Source organism: Azospirillum sp. Marseille-Q6669, assembly GCF_965111635.1.
This window is the reverse complement of the sequence record NZ_CBCOOP010000003.1, coordinates 615,661-630,814: the sequence shown is the minus strand read 5'-3', so window position 1 is coordinate 630,814 and position 15,154 is coordinate 615,661. Positions and strand designations below refer to the sequence as shown.

Genomic DNA, 15,154 nt, shown 5'->3' with positions numbered 1-15,154 from the left:
AGATACGTGCAAGAGGAAGAAGATTCCAGACAACCCGCCTCAAACGGATAGTTTGATCATCGTTGTAATACACACTTGGTGGTAGATCATAACTCTTCCGGAAAGCCGGCCTGGGCGCGGACCGCCGCCGCCGTCAGCCCTGATTCCCGAAGGGATCGCAAGGTCTTGGCGTTGTCCCGCTTGGCAAGACGCTCGCCCCGCTCATTCACCAGCAGAGAGTGATGATCGTAATCAGGAGGGACGACTCGAAGGAGTTCCTGAAGAAGTCGATGCGCGTGTGTCGCGAAAAAGAGATCGCTCCCGCGCGTAACCAGCGTCACGCCCTGGAGGTGATCGTCCAGGGTGACCGCCAAATGATAGCTTGTCGGGACGTCCTTGCGGGCCAGGACGATGTCGCCGAGGAGGCTCGGCATGGCGTCCTGCCAGCCGCGCCGCCGGTCGTGCCAGCGCAGCGGCCCGGTCATCGCCATGGCCTTTCCCACATCCAGTCGCACGGCATAGGCCGCCCCCGCGGCGATGCGGTCCTGCCGCTCCGGCTCCGACAGACCGCGGCAGGTGCCTGGATAGAGCGGACCGTCCGGACCGTGCGGCGCGTGGCCGGCGCGGGCGATCTCCGCGGCGATGTCCTTGCGGGTGCAGAAGCAGGGATAGACGGCGCCCAGATCGGCGAGCCGCGCCAGCGCGGCGCGGTAATCGTCCAGATGCTCCGACTGGCGGCGCACCGGCTCCTCCCAGGTCAGGCCCAGCCAGGCCAGATCCTCGCGCAGGTCGCGGTCGAACTCGGGACGGCAGCGCTGCGGATCGATGTCCTCGATGCGCAGCAAGAAACGCCCCCCGGCCTTGCGGGCGGTGATCCAGCCGAACAGGGCGGAATGGGCGTGCCCGAGATGGAGGTGGCCGGTCGGGCTCGGCGCGAAGCGGGTGACGACGTCGGTCATTCCCGCCTTATACCCCAACCGCGCCCGGCCCGCATGCGGGACCGCGGGCGCAACGGGTGGGAGTGCAACGGGCGGTCAGATGTGGGGGCGGTCAGATGTAGGGATTGTCCTTGATCGGTTCGACCGGGATGTCCTCGCCCTCCAGATACATGGCGAGGCGGCGGCGCAGTTCGCGGTCGAAGGCGTCGATGCGGCGCTGGCGGTCGCGCTCCTCGCGCTCGGCGCGTTTCTCGGCAAGGTCGATGATCGTGGCGCTCATGGATGTTCCCTTTGAAAGCGTCCCCCTCGGGCGCCGTCACCATCTCAGAGCATGGTTAACGCTCAGTAACCACGATGTCGGAAAATGCATGGTCAAGGCACCACAACCAAATGTCACAGGTTTCCGGTCGGCCTGCCGGAAACGCTGGAACCCGGTCCATCGAAAGGGTTACAGGATCGTGAAGAAATGACGCAGTGCGGCGCGACATATTGAGTTCGAAGCACAAATCAACTATGTATCTGGTGTTCCGGTCACCCGGCGGCGTGTCATCCCGCAAGGGGGAGCGGAACACCAGAAAGGTTCCAGACACGCCTCAGATAAGGGAGTGGCCATTGGCTCCACCACCCGATCACTGTCCGGCCCTGGTGCTGAACGCCGACTTCCGGCCGCTCAGCTACTTCCCTCTGTCGCTCTGGTCCTGGCAGGAGGCGGTGAAGGCCGTCTTTCTGGACCGGGTGAACATCATCTCCGAGTATGACCGCGTCGTCCGCTCCCCCACCTTCGAGGTCAAGCTGCCGAGCGTCATTTCGTTGAAGGAGTTCATCCCGGCGACGCGGCGGCCGGCCTTCACCCGATTCAACGTTTTCTTGCGCGATCGCTTCGCCTGCCAGTATTGTGGTCACCACTTCCCCACACAGGAACTGACCTTCGACCACGTCATTCCACGGTCGCGCGGCGGGCGCACCACCTGGGACAACGTCGTCACCTCCTGCTCGGCCTGCAATCTGGCGAAGGGAAACAGGCTGCCGCACAGTTGCGGCATGATCCCCCTCAGTCCCCCGTTCCAACCGAGTGCCTACCAGCTTCAAGAGAACGGACGTGCATTCCCGCCAAACTTCCTTCACGAAAGTTGGCGGGATTTTCTTTATTGGGACACCGAACTCGATCCGATGTAGAAACGCCGCGATCGGAAAGGCTGGACCGGGGAAGATTTGGGTATGGACGACGAGAACCCCTGCGTGGGCATCTGCATCATCGGCGAGGATGGCTATTGCGAAGGCTGCGGGCGGAGCGAGGACGAGATCTACGGGACTCCGCCCGCCCCGTCCCCCATTCCGGCGGAAACGGGAGTGGACGATAAGGCCGCCTGAGTCTGCTCGGTCCGCCCCCGGTCACACCCGCTCGGCCACCCAGATGACCGCCTTGGTGCCGGCCTTGATGGCGGCGGACAGCACCGGATAGGCCGGGGCCTGCTCCGCGCCGTTGAGAAGGCCGATGTCGCGGTGCTCCACCTCCTCCGCCTGGAATTTGAGAATGGAGGTCTTCAACTCCTCCTCCTCCGGGCCGAGGTGCTTCAACTGCGCCTCGTAATGGCCGTCGATGACCTGCTCGACGGCGACGGTGCAGGCCATGGCCGCCCGCTCGCCCATCACCGCGGTCCCGGCACCCAGCAGGAAGCCGGCCACGTGCCACAGCGGCTGCAGCACGGTCGGGCGCACCTGACGGGCGACGAGCTGCTTCTCGAAATACTGGAGATGCTCCAGTTCCTGATCGGCCATGTGGCGCAGGGTCTTGGCGTGCCGTCCCCGGCCCATGACGGAGAGCTGGCCTTCGTAGATGCGCTTGGCCCCATACTCGCCGGCATGGTCCACGCGCACGATCCGCGCCAGCCGTTGCTCCGGAGTCGGGTCGCCGGGCAAGCGCCCGCGCGGACGGGGCCGGGGGGCGGGAGACTCGCCGGTGGACGGGGCAGCGGCGGACGGGACAGCGGCAGCGGTGTCGAGCGGGGTCATGCGAAGGTCCTGGAAACCGAGGTCCGGATGTAGGCGGCGCGGGCCGCCGCGAAGGCGAAGGCGGACAGCGCCAGCGAAATCACGACGTTGTAGCCCGCCATCGAAATCCCGAACAGCGACCACGCCACTTCGTCGCAGCGGGTGACCGGGGCAGCGAGCACCTGGGCGCGCAATTCCTCCAGAGTCTGGGGCGCGCGCCCGCCGGCGCCGCAGGCCGAGGTGCCGGCCCACCAATGCTGCTCCACCCCCACATGATAGGCGGCGATCCCCGCACCGGCCAGCAGGGCCAGCCCGCTCGCCACCAGCAGCGCGTCGCCCAGCCCGCGCCATTGGCGGAACAGCAGGGTGACGATGCCAAAGGCCATCACCGCGCCGTAGGGCACGCGCTGCCACAGGCACAGGACGCAGGGCTGGTAGCCCAGCACGAACTGGAAAAACAGCGCGGCGGCCAGCACGCCGGCGCTGGCGATGGCCAGAAGCCCGGCGGTGTAGCGCGGATCGTCGATGGGGAGGCGGTTCATCATGCGGGTGAGATTAGCGCGCCCCACAGGCTTAGGCCAGACACGCCGACGCATCCGCACAAAACACTTTGTCCCAGGGCGATTTCCCCTCTATATAGCGGGCACCGGTCGCCGCGAGCGCCGGGTCCGGCAGGCACCGTGCGGGCGTGGCGGAATTGGTAGACGCAGCGGACTCAAAATCCGCCGTCCTCACGGATATGTCGGTTCGAGTCCGACCGCCCGCACCATCTTCCCTCCTGTGCCTACTCCACGGACCGCCGCAAGGCCACATCCGCCCTCCCCGCTTGTTTCCGTCACGCAGCCCCGGTCTTGGGGACCACAGCGGAGGACTCGACCATGGAGATCACTCGGGTTGGCGCTCAGCCATCCGTCACCGGACCGGCCGACTGGTTCACCGGCACGGTCCGCATCGACCCCATAATTCAGGCCAACGCCCCGGCCCGCACCGCGGCGGCCAGCGTCACCTTCGAACCCGGCGCCCGCACGGCGTGGCACACCCACCCTCTGGGGCAGACCCTGATCGTCACCGCCGGCTTCGGCCGGGTCCAGCGCGAGGGCGGCCCCATCGAGGAGATCCGCCCCGGCGACGTCGTCTGGTTCCCGCCCGGCGAGAAGCATTGGCACGGCGCGTCGCCGACCATGTTCATGACCCACATCGCCATCCAGGAGCAGTTGGACGGCAAGGCCGTCGACTGGATGGAAAAGGTCACCGACGAACAGTACGGGGCGTGAGGCAACAGGACCGCCCCAAAACCTCATTGCGTATGCGGGCTTGTTCCAAAGTCCAATTCGGCGGCCCGCCCCAGCCACTTAAAATGCGCGGCATCGACCGCCGCCGCGACCGGCGCCGCGGAGTTTTGGCTGGGGAGCCATCTCACATGACCGTTTCCAGATTCGTCATCGCCGCCGCCCTTCTGCTTGCCGCCGGCACGGCCAACGCCGAAAGCGGGCCGCAGCCCAAGACGGCCGAGGAGGCCGCCGGCAAGCAGATCTTCCATCAGTGCGCGGCCTGCCACTCGCTGGATTCCAGCAAGAACGCCTTCGGCCCGAGCCTGTACAACGTCGTCGGGCGCAAGGCCGGCTCGATCCCGCGCTTCGACTATTCCAACGCGCTGAAGACGTCCAACATCACCTGGACCGAAGACAACCTGCGCCATTGGATCGCCGGCAACGACAATTTCGTCCCGGGCACCCGCATGCGCCACGTCGCCATCACCGACCCGGCGGAGCAGGACTACCTGATCGCCTTCCTGAAGTCGCTGAAGCAGTAAGCATCGAAAAGCCGGTTACGGTGCGGCGACCGGAACCGGCTTTCCCTCCTCGGTGGGCAGGCCCGCCTCGGCCCAGCCGTCCGCCCCGTCGCGGTACCAGAGGACGCGGCGGTAGCCCATCGCCAGGGCGCGCTTGCCCGCGTTCCACGACATCCAGCAATCCGCCAGACAGTAGAACAGCAGGCCGCGCCCGCGGTCGCCGCCGGTCAGCCGCTCCAGGCTGGACCGGAAATAACCGTCCAACTCCGGCGTCAGAGTCCCAAGCCCGACGTTGGGAAGCCAGACGCTGCCGGGGATCTGCGGAAAGGGCTTCGGCACCAGCCAGGGGCCGCCGGGCAGCGTGCTGCGGTCCAGTTTCATCACGTTGATGGGAAGAGCGGCACCCGACTCCACCAGCGCGCGGGCCTGCGCTGTGTTCACCGTCTCCGCGCCGGGCAGCGACGCCGGGGTCGGCGACCGGTATTCGGTCATCCGGTAGCCGTCGGGCACCGGAACCGCGTCCGCTGCGGCGCCTCCCGCCGGCCCGGCCAGCAGCAGCGCCAACCCGGCGGCGCTCAACCAACGTGCGCGCACCACATCCCTCCCCCATTGTTCTGCGGCATCCACGAAATCCCCCCGTGCCCGACAGGGTCAAGTTGCCCGATAGTCGAATACCGGGGACCGATGGGCGGGGCCTAAGCTCAACGTTCGCCATCGTGGGATTCCCGCGTTCCGCTGCGCCACCGCACCGCAGAGGCCTGCCTTGCAAACGACCGCAGGACGCATCATCATCAGGCTAGGGAGGCAGGGGTCTAGCCACCCCTGCCTCCCGGCCCGATCCTTAGCGGTTCAGGAGATCAAGGATGTCCTTGATCAACCGAACCAGCAGGATCAGGAGAGTGAGGATCTTTTCGATCCTCGACGCCTCCTTGTGATGGGACACGGGCGGTGGCCAATCCGCCGCCCGGTCCACCGCGCAACCATGACGCGGCCCACCTTCCACACAAATGCAATTTTTGACGCAGGGGCGGTGCCATGCGCCTGATGTCCCTCGTCCGGCTGTTCCTGCTCCTGGCGCTGGTCTGCGTCGCCTCCGTGGCCCGTGCGGCGGACCGGCCCGCGGTGACCATCGGGGTGCTGAAATTCGGCACGGTCGCTTGGGAACTGGACGTCATCCGCCACCACCGGCTGGACGAGGCCGCCGGCTTCGAGCTGAAGCTGATGGAGCTGGCGAGCGGTCAGGCAGCGCAGATCGCCCTGCAGGGCGGCGCGGTGGACATGATCGTCAGCGACTGGCTGTGGGTGGCCCGCCAGCGCGCGGCAGGGGCCGACCTGACCTTCATTCCCCATTCCGCGGCGGTCGGCGCGCTGATGGTGCCGGCGGCCTCCCCCATCGCCTCCGTCGCCGACCTGAAGGGCAGGCGCATCGGCGTCGCCGGAACCCCCATCGACAAGAGCTGGCTGCTGCTGAAGGCGCTGGCCCGCGACCGCTACGCGCTCGACCTCGACGCCGCGGCGACACCGGTCTTCGCCGCCCCGCCCCTGCTGAACCAGAAGGCCACGACGGGGGAGCTGGACGCCGTGCTGAATTTCTGGCCCTACGCCGCCCGGCTCCAGGCGGCGGGGATGCGGACGGTCATCGGGGTGGACGGGATGATGCGGGACCTCGGCCTGACGGCCCAGGTGCCGGCGGTCGGCTTCGTCTTCCATGAGGGCTGGGCCAAGGCCAACCCGGCGGCGCTCGACGCCTTCGTCGCCGCCTCGCGCAAGGCCAAGGCGATCATGGCGCAATCCGACGCGGAGTGGGACCGGCTGCGCCCACTGATGAAGGCGGAGAACGAGGCCACCTGGGCGGCGCTGCGCGACCAGTTCCGCGCCGGCATCCCGAACCGCTGGACGGAGGAGGAGCGGGAAGCCGCGGCCAGGCTCTACGGGCTGATGGCCAAGCTCGGCGGGCGGGAGCTGGTGGGCAACGCCATGGCCCTGCCGGACGGCACCTTCTGGCCGGGGGTCCGCTTCTGATGCGGTGGCGGCGGCTGGCCCCGGTCCTGTCGCTGGCTCTGCTGGTCGGGCTGTGGGCCGTCGCCGCCGAACTGGCGGCCAGCCGCAGCCTGCCCGGACCCGCCGCGGTGCTGTCCGTGCTGGTCCGCGAGGCGGCGGACGGCGTGCTGTTCCATCATCTGGGGATCACGCTGGCGCGCATGGCCGCGGCCTTCGCTATCGCCATGTCCATCGGGTCGGCGCTGGGCATCCTGCTCGGCCGCTCGGCCACCGCCGACCGTCTGTTCGGTCTGTGGCTGACCGTGTTCCTGAACATCCCGGCGCTGGTCGTCATCGTGCTCGCCTATGTCTGGTTCGGCCTGACCGAGGCGGCGGCGGTCGGCGCGGTCGCCGTCAACAAGATCCCCAACGTCGTGGTCGTCCTGCGCGAAGGGACGCGCGCCATCGACGAGCAGTATGTCGAGATGGCGCGGACCTTCCGCATGGCGCGGTCCGACGTGCTGCGCCATGTGCTGCTGCCCCAACTCACCCCCTACTTCGCCGCGGCGGCGCGGTCCGGCCTTGCGCTGATCTGGAAGATCGTGCTGGTGGTCGAGCTTCTGGGCCGCAGCGACGGGGTGGGATTCCAGATCCACCTCTACTTCCAGATGTTCGATGTGGCCGGCATTCTTGCGTACACCGTCGCCTTCGTGGCCGTCGTCCAACTTCTCGAGCTGTGCGTCCTGCAACCCGTCGAGCAGCGGCTCACCCGCTGGCGGCCGGTGCGCGCTGAGGCTTGAGATCCGCTCCAAGCGCTTTGCCGGGCGGGAGGTCATCCGCGGCCTGTCGCTGACGGCAGCACCGGGCGAGTTCCTGGCGCTGGTCGGCCCGTCCGGCTGCGGCAAGACCACCGCGCTGGCTATCGCCGCCGGGCTGGACCGTGATTTCGATGGAACGCTCGACTTCGGCGGGCCGGAGCCGGTGCTTGGCTGCGTCTTCCAGACGCCCCGCCTGCTGCCCTGGCGCACGGTGCGGCAGAACGTGGCGCTGGTGCTGCCCAAGATGCGGCGGAGCGACGGCACCGCGGAGCGCTGGCTGGCCGCCATGGGTCTGGAGGCGGTGGCCGACGAGTATCCGGCCCGCCTGTCCGGCGGCATGGCGCGGCGGGTGGCCCTGGCCCGCGCCTTCGCGGTTGAGCCGGGCCTGCTGCTGATGGACGAGCCCTTCGTCTCGCTGGACGAGCCGACGGCGCAGCGGATGCGCAGACTCCTCGCCACCATGCTGGAACGGTCCCCGGCCACAGTGCTGTTCGTCACCCACAATCTGCGCGAAGCGATCCAACTGGCCGACCGCATCCTGGTGATGGCCCCCGGCCCGACGCGGGTGGCGGCGGAGGTGCCGCTCGGCACACCGCGCGCGCTGCGCGACGATGCGCTGGTCGAGCGCGTGCGGGCGGAGCTGTTGGCCCGACCCGACCCGGCCTTCCGACTGCTCGCCTGACTCTTTCGTCGAAACTGTGAAGCGGCTCACACCCGCGGCCGTCCACCGGGCGCAGTCTGTCCCGCTGCGATGAAACCGGCGGAGACGACGATGCGCACCCTGTTGCTGCCCCTGTTCCTGCTGGGCGCCGGCCTGGCGCTCCCGTCCGGCGCGGCGCGCGCCGGGGAGATCGTGATTTTGCAATCCGGCTCCCATGGCCCCAACCACGCCGACCGGTCGCGCGATCTGGCGATCATCGGCGATTTGGTCACCGGGTCCTCCATCATCATCGAACGGACGACGCGCGACGAGCAGCTCGGGCGGCGCGACCCCGGCCTGGAGGCCCGGCGCGCCGTGCGCAAGGCGGAGGCGAAGCGGCGCAGCAAGGACAAGGATTGGTCGGATTGGGCGGAGTTCGACGGCCACGCCCTGGACGGCTTCGGCTGGCTGGACGGCCCGGTGCCGCTCGGCTTCGGGCGTGGCGATCCGGGACAGGAGGCGGCGCGCGCCGCCGCGGACGCGCGGCGGATGCGGAACCGTTAGGCAAACCCCCGCGGGGCTATCGCCGTTGGCGCTCCATCCCTCTCCCGCCCCGGGAGAGGGTGCCCACGCAGTGGGTGGGTGAGGGTCGTGCGAGGATCAAGCCACCGATCCTTGGCGGTACCCTCACCCTTCCCACGCTTCGCGCGGGCCCCTTCCCTCTCCCGGGACGGGAGAGGGAACCTCAGATGCCGAAGCGGGCCTTTTCCAGTTGCAGCCGGTTGGCGAAGACCACGGCCTGGGTGCGGCTGTAGACCTTCAGCTTTTGCAGGATCGCCGAGACATGGGCCTTCACGGTGGTTTCCGTGATGCTCAGCTCATAGGCGATTTCCTTGTTCAGCTTGCCGGTGCCCAGCATCTCCAGCACGCGGAGTTGCTGTGCGGTCAGGGTCGACAGGCGGCGGGCGATCTCCGCCGTTTCCTCGTCCTCCGCCGCGGCGCCCTCCTCGACCGAGGCGGGCAGATAGACCTCCCCGGCCAGGATCTGGCGCAACGCGCCGGCGATGGCGTCCCGCGGCGTCGATTTGGGGATGAAGCCGGCGGCGCCGCAGCGCACCGCCTCCAGCATCACCTTGCGGTCCTCGTGCGCCGAGACGACGGCGACGGGGATGGCCGGGAAGCGGCGGCGCAGGGCGATCAGCCCGGTCAGACCGTTCATGCCCGGCATGTTGAGGTCGAGCAGGACGAGGTCCGGCTCCCCCTTGCCGCCGTGCATGGAATCGAGGATGGAGATGGTCTCGTCCAGGCAACCGGCCTCGTGGATCTCCTGCGCCTGGCAGGAATAGAGGACGGCGCTGCGCAGGGCGTCGCGCACCAGCGGATGATCGTCCGCAATCAGAATTCGGCTCATGGCGTGGTTCCCACGCTCATCGTTTCGGGGCGTTTCCGGGTGCGATCATGCCGGACTGTTCAAGAATGCGCAAGGACGGGAACGGGTATTCCCCAAAACAGCCGATCGCAGGCAATTCCGTTTCAAATCCATGCCCAAATCCTCTTGCAAGCGGTTCGCAAGAAAAGACGGCCCGAAGCTTTCGGGCCGCCCTTTCGTGGTCCGGTCACGGCACGGGGTTTCCCCGTCAGGCCTTCGGCAGCTTGAAGACCCAGAGCGAGCCGCCCTGGTTGATGTCCTTGACCAGCTTGGCGACATCGCCGCCCCACAGCGGCACCGCACCGCCCCAGCCGGAAACCACGGCCACATACTGCTCGCCGTCCTGTTCCCAGGTGACCGGGGAGCCGACGACGCCGGAGCCGGTGTTGAACTTCCAGACCTCCTTGCCGGACTTGGCGTCGAACGCCTTCAGATAGCCTTCCGGCGTGCCGGTGAAGACGAGGTTGCCGCCGGTGGTCAGCACGCCGCCCCACAGCGGCGCCGGGTTCTTGTATTCCCAGACGATCTTGCCGGTCTTCGGATCGATGGCGCGCAGCGCGCCGATGTAGTCATCATACAGCGGCTTGATGGTGAAGCCGGCGCCCAGATAGGCCGCACCCTTCTTGTAGGTGATCGGCTCGTTCCAGATGTCCATGCCCCACTCGTTGGCCGGGACGTAGAACAGCTCGGTCGCCGGGCTGTAGGCCATGGGCATCCAGTTCTTGGCGCCGAGGAAGGCCGGGGCGGCGAAGACCGACGTGCCCTTTTCAGCGCCGACCGGGGTGCCCGGACGGTTGTCGTCGTTGTAGACCGGCCGCCCGGTCTTCACGTCGATCTCCTTGGCCCAGGTGATCTTGGTCACGAAGGGCGAGGCGCTCAGCAGCTTCCCGTTGGTGCGGTCGAGCACGTAGAAGAAGCCGTTGCGGTCGGCCTTGGCACCGGCCTTGATGGTCTGGCCGTCCTTCTTCAGGTCGAAGGACACCAGCTCGTTCACGCCGTCGAAGTCCCAGCCGTCGTGCGGCGTGGTCTGGTAGTGCCACTTGATGTCGCCGTTGGCCGGATCGATGGCCAGGGTCGAGGAGGTGTAGAGGTTGTCGCCCGGACGCAGGTGCGAGTTCCAGGGCGCCGGGTTGCCGGTGCCGAAGAACAGCGTCTTGGTTTCCGGGTCGTAGGTGCCGCCCAGCCAGGTGGCGCCGCCGCCGGTCTTGTAGAGATCGCCCGACCAGCTGGCGTTCATGACGCCGGTCATGGTCGATTCCTTGCCATTGAGGGTGCCCATGTTGCCCTCGATGGTCGGGCGCTGCCAGACCAGCTCGCCCGTCTCGGCGTCGCGCGCCTCGACCATGCCGATGATGCCGAACTCGCCGCCGGAATTGCCGGTGATGACCTTGCCATCGACGATCAGCGGAGCGGCGGTCGCCGAATAGCCGGCCTTGTAGTCCTCGATCTTCTTCGACCAGACGACCTTGCCGGTGTCCTTGTTCAGCGCGACCAGACGGGCGTCCAGCGTCGCGAAGTAGATCTTGTCCTTGTAGAGCGCGGCGCCGCGGTTCACGACGTCGCAGCAGGGCATGATGCCCTCCGGCAGGCGGTGGTCGTACTGCCACTTCTTCTGCCCGGTCTTCACGTCCACGGCATAGAGACGCGAGTAGGAGCCGGTGACGTAGATCGTGCCGTCATGGATGATCGGCTGCGACTCCTGCCCGCGCTGCTTCTCGCCGCCGAAGGAGAAGGACCACACCGGGGTCAGCCCCTTGACCGTGTCCGGGTTCAGCTTGTCGAGCGGGCTGAAGCGCTGCGCCTGATGGCCCATGCCGTAGGTCAGGACGTCGCCCGTCGACTTGGCGTCGTTCAGCAGGTCGTCGTTGCTCGGCCCATCGGCGGCCAATGCGGGGCCGCTCAGGCCAAGGCCGGCGGCCATGGCGCTCGCAAGCAGGCAGGTGCGGAAGAGACGCTTCATGGTGCGGATACCTCCCAGGGGAATGGACAGCCGGAGTCGCGGGCAGAGATCATGCGCAGACGAATTGGCGGAACCCGCCTGCTTCGCCCGCCCGGCCTCGGCTTCTTTTCGGAACAATCAGGGGTTCGACGCGGGGCGACGCGGTCTCGCGAAGCCCCTATCCTTTTGACAGTAAAGCAGTTTACCGGCGCCCCGGATGGGGTCCATTGGCAAATAGTAGGATGGGCGGAGCGTTCTGCTGGAGGACGAGAACCGTTTCATTACGAACGGCTTCAATTCACCCGCGGCAACACGGCCTGCTCGATCCGCGGCCAGAGGTGCGAGACGGAGCGCCGGTACTCCTCGCGCAGTACGCCCATCCCGGCGAAGCGCTCGGGGATCGGCGCGTCGAGCAGTTCGGCCATGTCGGCCCCGGCCTCCGCCCGTTCGCGCAGCGTACGGTCCAGCCAGTTCAGCCAATCGCGGGTCTGGGCGATGGCCGCCTTGTCGGTGCGGATGCGCCCGTGGTTGGGCACCAGAACCGTCACGTCCAGCGCGTCCAGGGCATCCAGCGCCGCCAGCCATTGGCCGATGTCGGCGTGGGGCGTCGTCGGCGTCCGGTCGGAGAAGACGACTCCACCGGCGAACAGCACGCCCGTCGTTTCGTCCAGGATGGCGAGATCGGCGGCGGTGTGCCCCTCCAGCGGAATCAGCCGCAGCCGGTGCGCGCCGAAGACGACGGTGGAGCCGTAGACCGTCTCGGTCGGGACCAGCGGCTCGGTGCCGCGCATCCAGTCGCCGACGAGGCGGTACATGTTCTCAGTCATCCCCTGCCCCTCGGCCTTGATGCCCTCGATGGTGCCGGGAAGTGCGGCGATGGGCACGTCGGCGAAGGCGCGGTTGCCCAGCCAATAGTCGGGGTGCAGGTTGCTGACGAAGACCTTGCGGATCGGCTTGTTGGTGACCGTGGCGATGGCCGCACGCATCTCCTCGCCGAAGCGACGCGACGGGCCGGTCTGGATCACGATCACCCCGTCGTCGGTCACGATGAAGCCGGGGTTCAGGATGTTGCCCCCGTTGGTGCGGGTGAAATGCTCCCGCGTGCCCTCGAAGACCCAGGTGTCCGGCGCGATGGCGACGGGCTTCAGGTGATAGCTCAGCGGGCCCGCGGCCCAGCCGGGCGCGGCGGAGGCGATCAGAAGGAGAAGGGCGACGAGCGCTCTCATGGCAGCGCCCCTTGGACCCAAGGCAGCGGGATGGCCGCCTTGACCTCGCCGCCCTGGTTGTCGCGCCCGTCGAGCGTCAGGCTGCGCGCGCCCGCTGCGGGCTGAACCTCCAGTGTGAAGACGGGGTTCTCGGACAGCGGCTCTGCCGTCTGCAGCCGGGCCAGCGCCCGCCCGTCGGCGTCGCGCAGGGTCAGCGCCTCGATGAAGTAGGCGGGGATGCCGGCGACCAGACCGGTGTCCATCGGGTGGCGGACGAGGAAGCGCACGCGCGTCGCCTTGTCCTCTCCGCTCGGCGCCCAGGCACGGCCTTGCACCTCGCCCACATGGTCGGCCCAGTCGGTGGCGGCGTAGGTCGCGGGCGGCGCGGTGCAGCCGCCGCCCGCCGCGTCGAGCAGCTTGCCGCCGATGTGCCAGACACCGTCCGGCGTGCGGGCGGCGGCGCGCAGCGGTGTCGCCTGCTGCACCTTGAAGCGCGTGGCGATCACCGGCTTCGCCGCCAGTGGCTGGAAGCGCAGGATGACCGGGAAGGGGTTGAGGTCGGCGAACAGCACCATCTCCTCCACCGTGCCCAGGGCGGTGGCGTCGGCCATCACCGGGACAGCGGCGGCGTTCTCGGCGTTGTCGGGGGCGGTGACGGTCACGCGGTCGTCGAATTGCACGGGAGCCGTTCCGAACAGCTCCGGCCGCAGCACGTCCCACATGACGGAGGCGAGCGGGTCGGCGGGGTCCGGCGGGCCGGCATAAGCCGGGTTGGAGAGCGCGGCCAGGAGTGCCGCGGCGGCGAGATGGCGGTTCATGGCGGTTTTCCCCTCCCTTGCGTCGTAGTTTTTGTGCGGGCTCTTGCCCCCCACCCTGACCCTCCCCCGCTTTGCAGGGGAGGGCCGGGGTGGGGGGCAAGCGCCGTCACTCCACCGGAATCGCGTTGTGTGTCACCCCATGTTTCCGGAAAATCTCCGGCAGCGTCCCGTCCTCCAGCATCGCGGTTACCGCGTCGCCCACCGCGTAGGCGAGGTCGCGGGAGTTCTCCTTCACGGCCATGCCGATGTCCCAGCTCGACGCCATCATCCCGGGGAAGGTCACCGGCGTGATCGGGAAGCCGGCAGCGCGGTCGCCCAGCGCGGCCTCCACCTGGCTCTGCGTCGCGACGACGGCGGCGAGGTCACCCTTGACCAGGGCCTCGACCGCCTCGGGGATCGTCATGTAATGGACCAGACGCTCGCGCAGCCGCCCGCCGAAGGCCCCCAGCAGGTAGAAGTCGGGGATGCTGTCGATCTCCACCCCCACCGGCTCGTCGGGCAGGGAGGCGAGCATCGGCTGGGTCATGCGCATCGGGTTGCGGGCCAGCGCGAAGCCCTCCCGCTGATAGGGGCCGAACAGCACGGCCTCGGGGTTGCGCAGCCCGAACTCCTTCTGATAGGGCACATGCATCATCACGTCGGCCACGCCGCCCCCGACGACCGGACCGCGCCACACCGCGTTGCGCAGGTCGTCCGACACGGCCTCACCGGCGGTCAGCTCCATGAACTCGACGCCGACGCCCAGCCGCCCGGCGATGGCGCGGGCGAGGTCCACGTCCACACCGACCAGGGCGCCGCCCTTGCGGTGGGAGAAGGGCGGGTTGTCGCGGTAGACCGCGACCATCAGCCGCCCGGCGGCCACCACGTCGTCCAACGGGCGCGCGCCGGCGCGCCGGGGGAGAACCCCGGCGGCCAGCGCGGCGGCGGCGAAGGACAGCAGGTGGCGTCGCGTCGGAAGCCCCGTCATTCCAAACGCATTCATTCCTCGTGCACCGTCTCCAGCCACGACCGGATGGCCCACAGCGCCTCCTGGCCCAGCGCCTCGCCGAAGCGCGGCATGTAGGTGACGCCGTTGCGGATCGAGCCGTTGATCACCCGCTCCTTGAACCACTCGTCCCCGGTGTCGCCCTTGTCCAGAAAGCGCAGGTCCGGGGCGATGCCGCCCGACACCGCGCCCAGCCCATGACAGCGCGCGCAGTTCTGGTTGAAGGCGGAGGAGCCGATCTCGATCGCCCGCGGGTTGCCGCGGTAGGGGTTCGCGTCGCGCCATTCCTCGCCCAGCTTGTCGAGGCCGGTGGTGTCCACCGCCTGGGGGGTCACGTCGCCGTGGGCGAAGGCCGCCGTGGGGACAATCGTGGAGGCGACGGCGGCCGCGCCGGTCAGGAAACCGGCCATCGCAAGCCGGAGAAGCCGTGCGTTCATAAGGGGCGTCCTCATTCAGAGAAGATGCGAAGGGAGCGTTGTCCGTTGCCCCGGAGCATAGCGGGCGGTCCGTGCCGCCAATAATTGGACTTTGGTAGCAACCGTGCGTGGAGTCGGTCGCGATCGGACCGAACCGCAATTTTCCGACCGCGCAATCGTACCAAAGTTGCATTCCGGGACGCCGCCCGGCGGGGATACCCTG

19 protein-coding genes and 1 tRNA gene are annotated in these 15,154 nt (G+C 68.3%); 9 read left to right on the top strand and 11 right to left on the bottom strand.

Annotation, left to right across the window (positions count from 1 at the left end):
• Nucleotides 1-86: 86 nt before the first annotated feature.
• Together gluQRS and ACWPXE_RS20330 are read right to left on the bottom strand one after the other, a co-directional pair.
• Nucleotides 87-938: a tRNA glutamyl-Q(34) synthetase GluQRS gene (gene gluQRS, locus ACWPXE_RS20335; protein ID WP_454019225.1), complete on the bottom strand. Its 852-nt coding sequence runs from the start codon at nt 936-938 to the stop codon at nt 87-89.
• Nucleotides 939-1,029: 91 nt separating this feature from the next.
• Nucleotides 1,030-1,197, bottom strand: a complete 168-nt coding sequence (locus ACWPXE_RS20330) for a hypothetical protein (RefSeq protein WP_014241314.1) — start codon at nt 1,195-1,197, stop codon at nt 1,030-1,032.
• Nucleotides 1,198-1,529: 332 nt separating this feature from the next.
• Between ACWPXE_RS20330 and ACWPXE_RS20325 the strand changes: the two genes are divergently transcribed.
• Nucleotides 1,530-2,093, top strand: a complete 564-nt coding sequence (locus tag ACWPXE_RS20325; RefSeq protein ID WP_237903002.1) for an HNH endonuclease — start codon at nt 1,530-1,532, stop codon at nt 2,091-2,093.
• A 42-nt stretch (nt 2,094-2,135) separates the two neighbouring features.
• On the top strand, nt 2,136-2,288 hold the full coding sequence (locus ACWPXE_RS20320) for a DUF1289 domain-containing protein (protein ID WP_237903001.1): 153 nt from the start codon (nt 2,136-2,138) through the stop codon (nt 2,286-2,288).
• Nucleotides 2,289-2,309: 21 nt separating this feature from the next.
• Here ACWPXE_RS20320 and ACWPXE_RS20315 read toward each other — a convergent pair whose 3' ends face one another.
• Together ACWPXE_RS20315 and ACWPXE_RS20310 are read right to left on the bottom strand one after the other, a co-directional pair.
• Nucleotides 2,310-2,930: a demethoxyubiquinone hydroxylase family protein gene (locus tag ACWPXE_RS20315; RefSeq protein ID WP_454019224.1), complete on the bottom strand. Its 621-nt coding sequence runs from the start codon at nt 2,928-2,930 to the stop codon at nt 2,310-2,312.
• Nucleotides 2,927-3,454: a disulfide bond formation protein B gene (locus tag ACWPXE_RS20310; RefSeq protein WP_237902999.1), complete on the bottom strand. Its 528-nt coding sequence runs from the start codon at nt 3,452-3,454 to the stop codon at nt 2,927-2,929. The genes ACWPXE_RS20315 and ACWPXE_RS20310 overlap by 4 nt, the downstream gene beginning before the upstream one ends.
• Nucleotides 3,455-3,591: 137 nt before the next feature.
• Here ACWPXE_RS20310 and ACWPXE_RS20305 point away from each other — a divergent pair.
• From ACWPXE_RS20305 to ACWPXE_RS20295, 3 genes are all read left to right on the top strand, one after another.
• A tRNA-Leu gene (locus ACWPXE_RS20305) sits at nt 3,592-3,678 on the top strand.
• 109 nt (nt 3,679-3,787) lie between these two features.
• Entirely contained in the window at nt 3,788-4,183 is a 396-nt protein-coding gene (locus ACWPXE_RS20300) for a (R)-mandelonitrile lyase (protein ID WP_454019223.1), read from the top strand.
• A gap of 146 nt (nt 4,184-4,329) precedes the next feature.
• Nucleotides 4,330-4,722, top strand: coding sequence for a c-type cytochrome (locus tag ACWPXE_RS20295; RefSeq protein ID WP_014241321.1), 393 nt, complete (start codon nt 4,330-4,332; stop codon nt 4,720-4,722).
• 15 nt (nt 4,723-4,737) lie between these two features.
• Here the strand turns inward: ACWPXE_RS20295 and ACWPXE_RS20290 are convergent, their stop codons facing one another.
• Nucleotides 4,738-5,295 carry a PQQ-dependent catabolism-associated CXXCW motif protein gene (locus ACWPXE_RS20290; protein WP_454019222.1) on the bottom strand — a complete coding sequence of 186 codons (558 nt, stop codon included), beginning with the start codon at nt 5,293-5,295 and terminating at the stop codon, nt 4,738-4,740.
• Nucleotides 5,296-5,736: 441 nt separating this feature from the next.
• Between ACWPXE_RS20290 and ACWPXE_RS20285 the strand changes: the two genes are divergently transcribed.
• The 4 genes from ACWPXE_RS20285 to ACWPXE_RS20270 all read left to right on the top strand — a co-directional run bounded on the left by ACWPXE_RS20285 (nt 5,737) and on the right by ACWPXE_RS20270 (nt 8,703).
• The gene (locus ACWPXE_RS20285; protein WP_454019221.1) at nt 5,737-6,723 is read left to right on the top strand and encodes an ABC transporter substrate-binding protein; all 987 of its coding nucleotides are present in this window, start codon (nt 5,737-5,739) and stop codon (nt 6,721-6,723) included.
• Complete coding sequence (locus ACWPXE_RS20280) at nt 6,723-7,481, top strand: ABC transporter permease (protein ID WP_454019220.1); 759 nt, start codon at nt 6,723-6,725, stop codon at nt 7,479-7,481. Before ACWPXE_RS20285 ends, ACWPXE_RS20280 begins: the two co-directional genes overlap by 1 nt.
• Nucleotides 7,372-8,181 (top strand): ABC transporter ATP-binding protein, encoded by an 810-nt coding sequence (locus tag ACWPXE_RS20275; RefSeq protein ID WP_454019219.1) that lies wholly within the window; start codon nt 7,372-7,374, stop codon nt 8,179-8,181. The genes ACWPXE_RS20280 and ACWPXE_RS20275 overlap by 110 nt, the downstream gene beginning before the upstream one ends.
• Before the next feature lie 90 nt (nt 8,182-8,271).
• Nucleotides 8,272-8,703, top strand: coding sequence for a hypothetical protein (locus ACWPXE_RS20270; protein WP_454019218.1), 432 nt, complete (start codon nt 8,272-8,274; stop codon nt 8,701-8,703).
• Between the two features lie 181 nt (nt 8,704-8,884).
• Here the strand turns inward: ACWPXE_RS20270 and ACWPXE_RS20265 are convergent, their stop codons facing one another.
• From ACWPXE_RS20265 to pedF, 6 genes are all read right to left on the bottom strand, one after another.
• Nucleotides 8,885-9,550: a response regulator gene (locus tag ACWPXE_RS20265; RefSeq protein WP_014241328.1), complete on the bottom strand. Its 666-nt coding sequence runs from the start codon at nt 9,548-9,550 to the stop codon at nt 8,885-8,887.
• Between the two features lie 226 nt (nt 9,551-9,776).
• Nucleotides 9,777-11,528 (bottom strand): methanol/ethanol family PQQ-dependent dehydrogenase, encoded by a 1,752-nt coding sequence (locus ACWPXE_RS20260; RefSeq protein ID WP_454019217.1) that lies wholly within the window; start codon nt 11,526-11,528, stop codon nt 9,777-9,779.
• Between the two features lie 272 nt (nt 11,529-11,800).
• Entirely contained in the window at nt 11,801-12,733 is a 933-nt protein-coding gene (locus tag ACWPXE_RS20255; protein WP_454019216.1) for a quinoprotein relay system zinc metallohydrolase 1, read from the bottom strand.
• Nucleotides 12,730-13,530: a quinoprotein dehydrogenase-associated SoxYZ-like carrier gene (locus ACWPXE_RS20250; protein WP_454019215.1), complete on the bottom strand. Its 801-nt coding sequence runs from the start codon at nt 13,528-13,530 to the stop codon at nt 12,730-12,732. The genes ACWPXE_RS20255 and ACWPXE_RS20250 overlap by 4 nt, the downstream gene beginning before the upstream one ends.
• A 106-nt stretch (nt 13,531-13,636) precedes the next feature.
• Nucleotides 13,637-14,497 (bottom strand): substrate-binding periplasmic protein, encoded by an 861-nt coding sequence (locus ACWPXE_RS20245; RefSeq protein WP_454019214.1) that lies wholly within the window; start codon nt 14,495-14,497, stop codon nt 13,637-13,639.
• 11 nt (nt 14,498-14,508) lie between these two features.
• Nucleotides 14,509-14,952 (bottom strand): cytochrome c-550 PedF, encoded by a 444-nt coding sequence (gene pedF / locus ACWPXE_RS20240; RefSeq protein WP_454019213.1) that lies wholly within the window; start codon nt 14,950-14,952, stop codon nt 14,509-14,511.
• Between the last annotated feature and the right edge of the window lie 202 nt (nt 14,953-15,154).

Coding starts and splice junctions, on each gene's coding strand:
- ACWPXE_RS20295 (WP_014241321.1), top strand. CDS start 4,330: ATGACCGTTTCCAGATTCGTCATCGCCGCCGCCCTTCTGCTTGCCGCC.
- ACWPXE_RS20285 (WP_454019221.1), top strand. CDS start 5,737: ATGCGCCTGATGTCCCTCGTCCGGCTGTTCCTGCTCCTGGCGCTGGTC.
- ACWPXE_RS20265 (WP_014241328.1), bottom strand. CDS start 9,550: ATGAGCCGAATTCTGATTGCGGACGATCATCCGCTGGTGCGCGACGCC.
- ACWPXE_RS20330 (WP_014241314.1), bottom strand. CDS start 1,197: ATGAGCGCCACGATCATCGACCTTGCCGAGAAACGCGCCGAGCGCGAG.
- ACWPXE_RS20280 (WP_454019220.1), top strand. CDS start 6,723: ATGCGGTGGCGGCGGCTGGCCCCGGTCCTGTCGCTGGCTCTGCTGGTC.
- ACWPXE_RS20270 (WP_454019218.1), top strand. CDS start 8,272: ATGCGCACCCTGTTGCTGCCCCTGTTCCTGCTGGGCGCCGGCCTGGCG.
- ACWPXE_RS20315 (WP_454019224.1), bottom strand. CDS start 2,930: ATGACCCCGCTCGACACCGCTGCCGCTGTCCCGTCCGCCGCTGCCCCG.
- ACWPXE_RS20245 (WP_454019214.1), bottom strand. CDS start 14,497: ATGACGGGGCTTCCGACGCGACGCCACCTGCTGTCCTTCGCCGCCGCC.
- pedF (WP_454019213.1), bottom strand. CDS start 14,952: ATGAACGCACGGCTTCTCCGGCTTGCGATGGCCGGTTTCCTGACCGGC.
- gluQRS (WP_454019225.1), bottom strand. CDS start 938: ATGACCGACGTCGTCACCCGCTTCGCGCCGAGCCCGACCGGCCACCTC.
- ACWPXE_RS20310 (WP_237902999.1), bottom strand. CDS start 3,454: ATGATGAACCGCCTCCCCATCGACGATCCGCGCTACACCGCCGGGCTT.
- ACWPXE_RS20250 (WP_454019215.1), bottom strand. CDS start 13,530: ATGAACCGCCATCTCGCCGCCGCGGCACTCCTGGCCGCGCTCTCCAAC.
- ACWPXE_RS20255 (WP_454019216.1), bottom strand. CDS start 12,733: ATGAGAGCGCTCGTCGCCCTTCTCCTTCTGATCGCCTCCGCCGCGCCC.
- ACWPXE_RS20300 (WP_454019223.1), top strand. CDS start 3,788: ATGGAGATCACTCGGGTTGGCGCTCAGCCATCCGTCACCGGACCGGCC.
- ACWPXE_RS20320 (WP_237903001.1), top strand. CDS start 2,136: ATGGACGACGAGAACCCCTGCGTGGGCATCTGCATCATCGGCGAGGAT.
- ACWPXE_RS20260 (WP_454019217.1), bottom strand. CDS start 11,528: ATGAAGCGTCTCTTCCGCACCTGCCTGCTTGCGAGCGCCATGGCCGCC.